This window comes from Prosthecobacter sp., from assembly GCF_029946185.1.
GTDB lineage: Bacteria > Verrucomicrobiota > Verrucomicrobiia > Verrucomicrobiales > Verrucomicrobiaceae > Prosthecobacter.
Window position 1 is genome coordinate 51,882 of sequence record NZ_JAQSEA010000071.1, and the last position, 10,023, is coordinate 61,904.

8 protein-coding genes are annotated in these 10,023 nt (G+C 58.5%); 2 read left to right on the forward strand and 6 right to left on the reverse strand.

Annotation, left to right across the window (positions count from 1 at the left end; translation table 11 throughout):
- Positions 1-40: 40 nt before the first annotated feature.
- Complete coding sequence (locus tag PSV43_RS05125; protein WP_300194459.1) at positions 41-1,822, forward strand: DUF3592 domain-containing protein; 1,782 nt, start codon at positions 41-43, stop codon at positions 1,820-1,822.
- Between the two features lie 11 nt (positions 1,823-1,833).
- On the opposite strand, the gene PSV43_RS05130 is transcribed toward PSV43_RS05125, so the two are convergent.
- The 3 genes from PSV43_RS05130 to PSV43_RS05140 form a co-directional block, all read right to left on the reverse strand.
- A complete protein-coding gene (locus PSV43_RS05130) occupies positions 1,834-3,228 on the reverse strand; it encodes an FtsX-like permease family protein (RefSeq protein WP_300194460.1) in 1,395 nt (464 codons plus the stop codon).
- Between the two features lie 156 nt (positions 3,229-3,384).
- On the reverse strand, positions 3,385-4,683 hold the full coding sequence (locus PSV43_RS05135) for an FtsX-like permease family protein (protein ID WP_300194461.1): 1,299 nt from the start codon (positions 4,681-4,683) through the stop codon (positions 3,385-3,387).
- Between the two features lie 153 nt (positions 4,684-4,836).
- Positions 4,837-6,180, reverse strand: coding sequence for an OFA family MFS transporter (locus PSV43_RS05140; RefSeq protein ID WP_300194462.1), 1,344 nt, complete (start codon positions 6,178-6,180; stop codon positions 4,837-4,839).
- A 147-nt stretch (positions 6,181-6,327) separates the two neighbouring features.
- Here PSV43_RS05140 and PSV43_RS05145 point away from each other — a divergent pair, with 147 nt between their 5' ends.
- Complete coding sequence (locus PSV43_RS05145; RefSeq protein ID WP_300194463.1) at positions 6,328-6,507, forward strand: hypothetical protein; 180 nt, start codon at positions 6,328-6,330, stop codon at positions 6,505-6,507.
- A 66-nt stretch (positions 6,508-6,573) separates the two neighbouring features.
- Here the strand turns inward: PSV43_RS05145 and PSV43_RS05150 are convergent, their stop codons facing one another.
- From PSV43_RS05150 to PSV43_RS05160, 3 genes are read right to left on the reverse strand one after another with little or no spacing between them, the layout of a single operon-like run.
- A complete protein-coding gene (locus PSV43_RS05150) occupies positions 6,574-7,659 on the reverse strand; it encodes a PilT/PilU family type 4a pilus ATPase (RefSeq protein WP_300194464.1) in 1,086 nt (361 codons plus the stop codon).
- Between the two features lie 17 nt (positions 7,660-7,676).
- Complete coding sequence (locus tag PSV43_RS05155; protein ID WP_300194465.1) at positions 7,677-8,729, reverse strand: ATPase, T2SS/T4P/T4SS family; 1,053 nt, start codon at positions 8,727-8,729, stop codon at positions 7,677-7,679.
- A 58-nt stretch (positions 8,730-8,787) separates the two neighbouring features.
- Complete coding sequence (locus PSV43_RS05160; protein WP_300194466.1) at positions 8,788-10,008, reverse strand: AGE family epimerase/isomerase; 1,221 nt, start codon at positions 10,006-10,008, stop codon at positions 8,788-8,790.
- Between the last annotated feature and the right edge of the window lie 15 nt (positions 10,009-10,023).

Genomic DNA, 10,023 nt, shown 5'->3' on the forward strand with positions numbered 1-10,023 from the left:
GTTGTTGCGGAAGTCAGTCGGTTTGTGCCATGGTGCGAAGATGACACGCACCTCTCGTTCTTCGGCCCGCTCCGCGAAAAAGTTCAGTGGAGGCTGCGCGGTCCTGTTTGGTCTGCCCTTTATCCTGGCGGGTCTGGTCATCGGCGCGTTCACTTACTTTCCGGCGATCAGTTCGTGGTGGTCGGCACGTGGCTGGGAGGAGGTGCCGTGCTGGATTGAATCTGCAGAGCTCAAGTCTTCCACGAGCGACGAAGGAGGCACCAGCTATAGCGTGGCAGCCAGTTATCGCTACGATTTCGACCGGCACCGGTACCATGGTAAAGATGTGAGCTTCCTCGGCGGTTCTGACAATGTCGGCGACTTTCAGGAGCAGGCGTTTCAGCGGCTCAAGCCATTCGAGGGCAACGACCAGCCGTTCCGCTGCTTTGTCAATCCGTCCAAGCCGGAGCAGGCCGTGCTGTTTCGTGAGCTCCGCTGGGGCCTGCTGCTCATCATGTCGATATTTCCGACGATCTTCCCACTGGTGGGATTTTTGGTTTCCATCGGGGGCTGGCTGCAGTCGCGCAAGGAGCGCTTAAACCAAAAGCTGAGAGCGCAATATCCTGATGAACCGTGGCGCTGGCGGACGGAGTGGGTGGGTGAAACGATTCGCGCCACGAAGGACTTCCTGCCCATGATTCTCGGTGCCGCAGGCTGGATTTTAGCGATGCAACTGCCGCTGGCGCTCGCGGTGGTTTTTGGCGGAGAGCTGGCGAAGTCAGCGCTGGCCGTGTTTGCGCTGCTGCCGTCATTGCTTGCATTGATTCCCCTTCGCATTGCCTGGAAGCGGGTGAAATTGCGCCTCGCCTTCGGGCATCCGTCTTTGCAGCTCAAGAGTTTTCCGGCAAGAACAGGGGCTGCGCTGGAAGGCGATCTGAAATTTGACCGGGTGCTTTCGCCCATGAACTCGATTTCTGTGCGTGTGCTTTGCCAGCGGCATATCACACGCAGCAGCGGTAATTCGCAGATGTGGTCCAAGGAAACGATCTGGGAGCACAAAGAGACGCTATCCGCAGCCGAGGCGCGACGTGACAGCAGCGGTGTGGCCCTGCCACTGCGCATTGAGATTCCGCGTGGACTGCCAGGCTCTGTCGTAGATCAAGCCTCCGCCACCACGACGAATAGCCAGCGTCACGAGTGGATGCTGGAAGTCAGTTCTTCCCAAGGCGGCAAGCCGTCGGTCCTCCCGCTGCCGATGTTTGCAGCCATAGGCGAGGAAGGGGAGTCCGTCACAATTCCCCCTGCAGTGGTCGTTGCTTTGAGCACGGACGATCTCGTTTCGCGATTGCAGACACGTGGCATCAAGGCGGAATTTGATTCGGGTGGCAACCCCACACTCCTCGACTGTCCAGCGGGCCGGAACCGCTCCATGAGTGGGTTTCTGCTGCTGTTTGGCAGCATCTGGTTCGCCGCGTTTGTGTTCATGACGTATCAGGGAGCTCCGCTGATCTTTCGGCTCATCTGGGGCCTCACTTCACCGCTCATTCTCGGGGCCGGCTTGTGGCCGTTGCTGCACAGCCGCCGGGTTGAAATCACAGCGGGCGAGCTGCGCATCCTGAACCGCATCGGGTCGTTCTATTCATGGCGCGAGACCTTTGAGGCGCGCCATTTTACCAGCTTCATTCACGATACCAACATGCAGTCCGGGAGCCAGTTCTACTACCGGGTGCTAGGGGAGACGATCTTTGATCAAAAGAAAACCCTGATCGACGGCATCGCTGAATCCGTAACGGCGGAGACGCTGGCGAAGCGGTTGGAGCAATGGCGCAAGCGCGTGATGTGATTCACCGAAGCCTAACCCCCATCCCGCAATGCCACCGCAGGGTCCACACGTGCGGCGAACCATGAAGGAACAAGGGCGGCAATCAGGCAGAGGGCGACGGCGGTGGTGCAGATGATGAGGAGGTCGCTGAGGCTTGTGTGGGCGGGGATGCTGGAGAGGAAGTAGATGTCCTGCGGGAAGATGTCGCGGCCGGTGATGTTGGAGATTTGATCGCGGATCCAGTTGCGAATGCTGAGCACGAAGAAGCCGCTCGCGAGTCCGGCGGCGACACCGACGAGGGCGACGATGCCGGCCTGTGAGACAAAGATGGCGATGATCTGCCACGCTCGCGTGCCCAGAGCGGTGAGGATGCCGATCTCGCGGCGCTTTTTAACCGTGACGGTGATGGTGGTGTTCATCACGCAGATGGCGGCCACGAGCATGATGAAGAGCAGCAGGAACCACATCATCGTGCGCTGATTTTCGACAGACTCCAGCATCATGCCGTGCTCCTGCTCCCAGGTGCGGTAGCCCCAGCTGTCAGGTATCGCGCCGGACAGGAACATAGAGTCCATGACGCGCGCAGCATCGTCCGGGTCCTTCAGCTCCAGTTCGATGCCGCTGATGCTGCTGTCGAGATTGAAGAACTCCTGCGCGACATGCAGCGGCACGTAGCCACGTTCTCCGGCGGTGTCAGCACGCAGCGTGGCAATGAGTGTGAGATCCTTTGACAGGATAGTGACGTCGTCGAGAGCCGCAGCGCGCTTTTTCTTGTCCTCATTTTCGGGGATCTCACGGTACTTTTGGATAAACTGATTCACGCTTTCTGCGGCATGCACGACGAGCGTGTCGCCAACATTAGCGCCAAGCTCCTTCGCGAATTTGTCGCTAAGGACAATGGTGTCTTCACTGAGGTCGAAGTGTCCTTCACGAAACACAACCTCTCCGTATGGATTTTCAATTTTGGTTTTGCCCAGCTTATCCTCAGCGATGTGTTTTTTGAGCTTTTGCAGCAATCCGTTGTCTTTCTCATCGGCCATGCCGATGACGCTGACGCCTTGCAGGCTGCCGGAGTTTTCAACGACAAGAATACCGAGGCGACCGTCCCTTGTTTTGTCTGCCACCGGCACGGCGGAAACGACTTCGGGACGTTGTGCTAGGGTCTTCCGCAGTTCGCGCCAATCGACGGGTTTAGGTTCGCCGGGGTCGCCTTCCAGCGCACCCAAAGGCTCCACCATGACATGCGGCTCAAAGCCGATGAGCATCTGCCGGTACTCGCGCTGCCAGCCACTGAAGACGGACATGACAAAGACCAGCACGCCGACGCCGAGCATGACGCCGAGCATCGAAATCACGGTGATGACCGAGATGAATGAGCGCGTGGGCCGCAGGTAGCGCAAGGCGAGGAAGAGGGGGGCGCTGGTCATGGTTGGCTTGGGAATCGTTCTCGTCCTCCTACTCGAACTCGTCCTCGATCACGGAGCTTTGAGAGAAGAATTTGGAGCGGAGACAGTAAAGGTGTGTTGGCGTGAGTTCGGAAAGTGTGGGTGCTGGTGAAGTGGTAGAATCGAGGAAGAGGGCGATCAATCCCGCAGCGCCACCGCTGGGTCCACTCGTGATGCCAGCCAGGCGGGTGGCAGGGCGGCGAGCAGGCAGAAGGTGATGGAGCCCAGGCAGGTGACAACAATGAACCAAGGTTCGATTTGTGCCGGGATAGTGGCGAGGAACATGCCGGAGTCGGCATTGGCGCGGCCACCACTCAGGACCGCGATGCCCATGCGGATGTCATCACGGAACTGCAGCACAAGTCCACTGAGCACGAGTCCCGCCAGCGTTCCGAGAATGCCAACGAAGGCGGCCTGTGAAACAAAGATGCCAATGATCTGACTCTGACGCGAGCCGAGCGCGGTAAGGACGCCGATCTCACGCCTTTTCTGGGTTGTGACGGTGATCGTCGTATTCATGACCGAGAATGCGGCCACGACGGCGATGATCAGAAGCACGATCCACATCATCACGCGTTCATTGCTCATGGCGGCCAGTCGTGCATCGCCAGCATCGGTCCATAGCGAGGCGGTCCATGTGGCGGGAACCACACCAGCAGCGGTGAAGCGGTTGAGGACTTCCTTGACCTCACCTGGTTGTTTCAGTTCGATCAGCACACCACTGACCTGATCGCCAAAGCCGAAGATCTGCTGCGCCGTTTCGAGCGTGACATAGCCGTAGGTGCCGGCGGATTCCATCCGCGTGGTGCCCAGCAGTTTGATCTCCCTGGGATTCAGCTTGATCTCCTCATAGGCAGCGTGGCGTTTCGTTTCGTCCTGCTCATCTGAGGCAATGCGGAAGCGTTTCACTGCGCTGGTGACATTGCTGGAGGCATAGACACTGATCATGTCTCCCGGATGCGCATTGAGCCCGCCCGCCACGTAATCGGCACTGACCACACCGCCGGGAGTGAGTTCCAGCGAGCCTTCGCCTTTGTTTTTGGCGACCTTGGCCATATAGAACTTCGCGCCATCCTCCGGCAGGCCCAGGACATCCATTCCAGACTGCAGGCCATCGTGCTCTACAAACATGGAACTGCCAATGTAGCTGCTGGCGGCGAGGACATCCGGCTGCTGGCGCAGCTTGGTGAGCACGTCGGTAGCGGATTTGACATCGGTGGGCTTTTTATCCAGCGGATGCAGCAGGATGTGCGGTTCTGAACCAATGAGCGTTTTACGGAATTCGCCTTCGAAACCCTTCATGACCGAACTGACCACGATCATCATCAGCACACCGACTGCCACACCGAGGATCGAGATGACGGTGATGATGGAAACAAACGAACGCTTCGCGCGCAGATAGCGGCGGGCGAGGAAGAAGGTGACGTTCGAAAGCATGTGGGGCTCAACAAAGCGATGGCCGGGCTACTTCGCAACTGCCGTGATGCCAAACAGCGGCAACGATTTCTGTACGGACTTGATCACGCCCCAGCCGAGCGGCACGGCGATAAAGGTCCAGGCGAGGAGTAGGGCGAGGGCTTTCATGGCGAATCAGGCTTGGGCGTTTTCAGCGAGGTGGTGTTTAGAATCGACGGGGCGGACGAGCAGGTTGGCGATCAAGCCGACGACGAGCAGGCCGATCATGAGGTGGAAGACTGAGTTGTAGGCTTGCTCGGGTGGCATGGTCTTCTTGTTCGCCACGGAAAGGCGGTCCATGAGCTGGGGGCCAAGAATCGCGGCCACCGACCAGGCGGTGATGAGCCGGCCATGGATGGCACCGACCTGGTAGCTGCCAAAGAGATCGCGCAGGTAGGCCGGGATCGTGGCAAAGCCGCCGCCATACATCGTGAGGATCAGTCCGGTGGCGACGACGAAGAGCGTCACGCTGCCCCGGCCCTGAATCCATGGTACGCTTGCATACAAGGCGGCCCCGAGAATGAAGTAGATGCAGTAGATGCCCTTGCGCCCGATGAGATCAGACAGGGTGGACCAGAAAAATCGGCCGCCGAGATTGCAGAGCGAAAGCAGGCCTACGTATCCGGCCGCAGCCTCAGGCGTGACCTTGAACATGTCCTGAATCATGGGCGATGCCTGCCCGAGGATGCCGATACCGGCGCTCACATTCATGCAGAGCACGACCCATAGCAGCCAGAACTGCGGTGTCTTCCAGGCGGTGTCCACGGCGACGTTCGCCGTCGTGACCAGTTTTGAACCATGTTCCGTCGGCACCCAGCCAGCAGGTTTCCAGCCTTCAGGCGGCACGCGCACGATCAATGCCCCGAACAGCATGGAGATGGCATAGAGACCCGCCATCACCAGCAGCGCCTCACTGGCACCGACGGAGATGTCGGAGACAAAGTGTTTCATCAGCTCCTCGGCTAGCGGGCCACCGATGAGCGCGCCACCACCGAACCCCATGATTGCCATGCCGGTGGCCATTCCGGGGCGGTCAGGGAACCATTTCATCAAGGTGGAGACCGGTGCAATGTAACCCAAGCCCAGACCGATGCCGCCGATCAAGCCATAGCCCGCATACATCAGCCATAGCTGGTGCCAGCGCACGGCCAGCGCAGTGATAACCAGACCGCCGCAAAAACAGAGCATGCTGGCAAGCATCGTTTTTCGTGGGCCGCTGCGTTCGACCCACTTGCCAAAGAACGCCGCAGACAGGCCGAGCAGCGCGAGCGCAATCGAGTACGCCACGCCAATATCGGCCTCAGTCCAGTCACCGGGGATGGGGGCTGTGATGCCCAGCGCTCTGGCGAGCGGTTTCTTGAACACACTGAAGCCATACACCTGTCCGATGCACATGTGAAGAGCGATGGCGGCGGGTGGCACGAGCCAGCGGCTGAATCCGGGGCTGGCGACGGTGGCTTCACGGGAGAGGAAACTCATGGCTGAACGTGGTGGAAGAGCGTGGCTGGATTCCCGGCGTTCGCTCAGGTGATCGGCAGAGAAAGATTAAAGATCGACAAGAAACGCCCAATTCATTCGTTTGGATCAGTATCTGGTCATTTTACCGGACACACCCAATACACCTCAATGAAAACACTGCTCACTATCTGCGCCCTCTCCTTCGCTTCGGTCGCCATGGCCGCCGAAACATGTCCAATCAGCGGCAAGCCTGCTGACTCCAGCATTACCAGCAAAGGCAAAGACGGTAAAACAGTCGCTTTCTGCTGCGAAAAGTGCAAAGCCAAGTTCGACGCCAAGAACAAGTAATCACCACGCTGACACGCTCAGCGTTTGAAAAGGCGGAACCGGGAAACGGTTCCGCTTTTTTGTGGTTCAGCGCTTCCGTTCACGCATCTTGCTATCGTAGCCGGTTTTCACAAAATCTTTGTCTCGTGCACGCAGTAGCGCATCGTCGAGAGATATGAAGCCGTGGATCGCAAGATGGGTCAGGCTGTCATCAATGGTGTGCATGCCGTCGTTGGCACCAATTTGAATCAGGCTGGGAAGCTGCTGGAGCCGACGGGAGCGGATACAGGAGGCAATGCCCTGATTATTGACCATGATTTCAGAGGCCATCACCCGTCCTTCCTGATCCAGCCGCGGCACCAGGCTCTGGCAGATCACTCCTTGCAGGCAGTTGGCCAGCTGCGAGGCCACGAAGTCCTGCTGATCTTCCGGGAAGGCGTCCATCACCCGCATGATGGTCGAAGGAGCATCCTGCGTGTGCAGGGTGCTGATGACGAGGTGACCGGTCTCGGCGGCGGTCAGGGCGGTGCTGATCGTCTCAAGATCACGCAGTTCGCTGATGATGATGACATTGGCGTCTTGACGCAATGCGCTGCGCAGTGCCTGCGCAAAGCTGTGTGTATCACTGCCCACCTGGCGCTGCCGTATGAGACTGCGGGCATGTTTGAACACGTACTCGATGGGGTCTTCGATGCTGACGATGTTGACCTGCCTCTCCCTTGAGATGTGCTGTGTCATCGAGCTCAGTGTCGTAGTCTTGCCGGAGTTGCTGTTGCCCGTGACGAGGAGCAGGCCATCGCGCAGAGTGCAGAGGCTTTCCATCGTCGGGCCGTGACCCAGATCTCGCAATTCAGGGATCAGTTCGGGAATAAAACGGAAGGACGCTTCGATACGCCCAAGCACGTAGCAGGCATTGCCACGGAAGCGCCCCAGATTTGCCACCTGAATGGCGAAGTCCAGCTCCCATTCCTGCTCCAGCTTGACCCGCTGGGTTTCTTTTAAGACGCCAAAGACCAAGTCGCGAATGTCACCGACATCGAGGATTTCGTCCGTCAGTGGCAGGAGCTGACCGAAGATGCGTCCCGTGGGGGCGGCGCCCACGCTGAGATGCAGGTCCGAGCCACCCTGATCAGTGACCATGACTAGGTATTCAATGAGATCGTGGGCGCGCATGATGAAAGCAGAGTGGATCAGGAGATGCCGCGGGCGGCACGGCGGAATTCGGCTTCGTTGCCGATTGAGGCGATGGCTTCGGGTTCTGAGATAACGCCTCCGAGGAATGCTGAAATGGTGGACTGAAGGAAGGTGCGCGTGTTGGGGTCGGTGCCACGGCTCATGTAGTCCGTGATGTCCGCGACACTGCGTTTCGCGATCCAGTCACGCACCGCTCCGCCGTTTTCTAAGTGTTCTGTGAGCATGACGAGCTTGCCTTGGACATTCTGGACGAGTTTCTGGCACAATACTCCGATCAGCTGATGTGAAAGCAGGTGCAGGCCGATGCCGACTTGGTCCGGTGGGAACATGTTAACAAAACGCTCCATCGTGTCGGAGACGGTGGCGGAATGCATTGATGCGAGCACAAGATGGCCGGTTTCGCATGCCTGCAGAGCGGTGAAAGCCGTTTCATGGTCGCGAATTTCTCCCACGAAGATGACGTCCGGCGCCTGACGCATGGCACTGCGCAAGCCGCGTGCAAACGTCGGTGTGTCGCGGCCCACCTCACGTTGCGTGAACAGACAACGGTTGTTGGAAAAGATGTACTCCACCGGGTCCTCGATCGTCACCACATGGCGGGCAATGTTTTCATTCATCCACTGCAGCAGCGCCGCAAGTGTCGTTGATTTGCCCTGACCTGTGGAGCCGGTGACGAGGATCATGCCGTTTTGCTTCTGCCCCCAGCGTTGCAGCAGCCAGTCCGGCGCGCCCAATTCCTGCAGTGCAGGAATATCCGTGCGGATGCGACGCAGGACAGCAGCCATACGGCCCAGAACCTTGTGCAGGTTGACACGGAAGCGCACGTGGGTGCGGGAGACCATTCCAGAGTCGCGGTCCGTGTCATTGAGGGTGTCCCCACCGCAGGCCTGCCAGAGCCCGGCCATCTGAGGCATGAGCAGCGGGTCATCACCAAAGATCATGAGCTGATCAGCGATCTTCATTCGGGGCACCTCTCCCTCCTGCAGGAAAATATCGCTCGCCTGATGCTCTTCGGCGGCTTGGAGAATGTCGTCGATAGTAATGGCCATGGTTTTGCTGAAACTAGCGGGAGCCGCTCAGTTGCTCAACCCCGCGCTTAGAATTTTGTTACAAGGAATCCGAGGTCATGCCCCGTTCTTCCAGCAATTGCCCGCAGTACCACAGCATGCGTGGTAGGTGAAACGGCCCCTTCCACATATTCCCCTTTAACTGGGACGAAGGGGTGCCGTCACGATGCAGATAGCCGAACCACTCTCCATGCTCTGGGTCGGGGAAGTGCGCAAAGCTCCAGTCATGCACCTGCTGGTGCCACTGGGCATATTTGGCATCTCCCGTGATGTGCCAGGCGAGATGCGTGGCGATGATGGCCTCGTTGTGCGGCCACCAAAATTTCATGTCGTGCCAGTATTCCTGCACGGGTTTTCCCTGCACATCTCGGAAATGGAAGATTCCGCCATGCTCCGTGTCCCAGCCGCGCTGCCACATGCAGTCGAGGATCTCTAGGCCGAGCTTGATGTAGCTCTTTTCGTCACGCGAGCGGCCTTCATGCAGGATGAACCACGCACACTCCAGTGCATGGCCCGGATTTAGCGTGCGCCCGTCGAAATGGTCAATCAGCGACCCATCTGGTGAAACGATCTCCATCAATGCGCCGATGTCCGGTTTGAAGAAGAACTGCTGTATCTCTAAAATGAAACGGTCTACCCACTCCGAGCAGCTATGGCCGGAAATCTTCACGTCACCGAGGTTTGTGCGCAGTTCCTGCGCTGTGGCGATGCCGATCATCACTGCGCCAATGCCCATGATGGGGCGTGTGTTCGGCTCGATCTTCGGATGCATGAGGCCTTTATCGAACGAGAATTTTAAATAGGTGGCGAAATCCCTCTTCGCGCGTTCGGCGTAGCTTTCATCTCCCGTCGCCTTCGCGTAGGCTGCATGCGCGATGGCCGCAAAGGCCTCGCTGAACACATAGCGCCTCATGCGCAGCGGCCTGCCTTCGCGCGTCACGGTGAAGAACATTTTGCCATCCGTCGCGTAACCATGCTTCTCCAGAAACGCCAGACACGACCCCGCCGCTTCGATCCAGTCGCTGCGTTTCTCCACGTTATTGTAGAGTGTCGCTAGCGTCCAAGCGGCGCGTCCTTGGAACCAGATGCTTTTGTCCGTGTCCAGAATCGATCCATCGCGATCCAGCGAGGTGATGATGCCGTCAAACTCAGGATCCATGCCGTGCTTCATCCAGAACGGCATCACGTCATGCAGCAGCGTGTCGCGGTAGAGCGCCTTCAGGTTCTGGCGATAAGCAGGATCAGCAAGCGTGCGGTTCATGCCGCCTATTTTGGC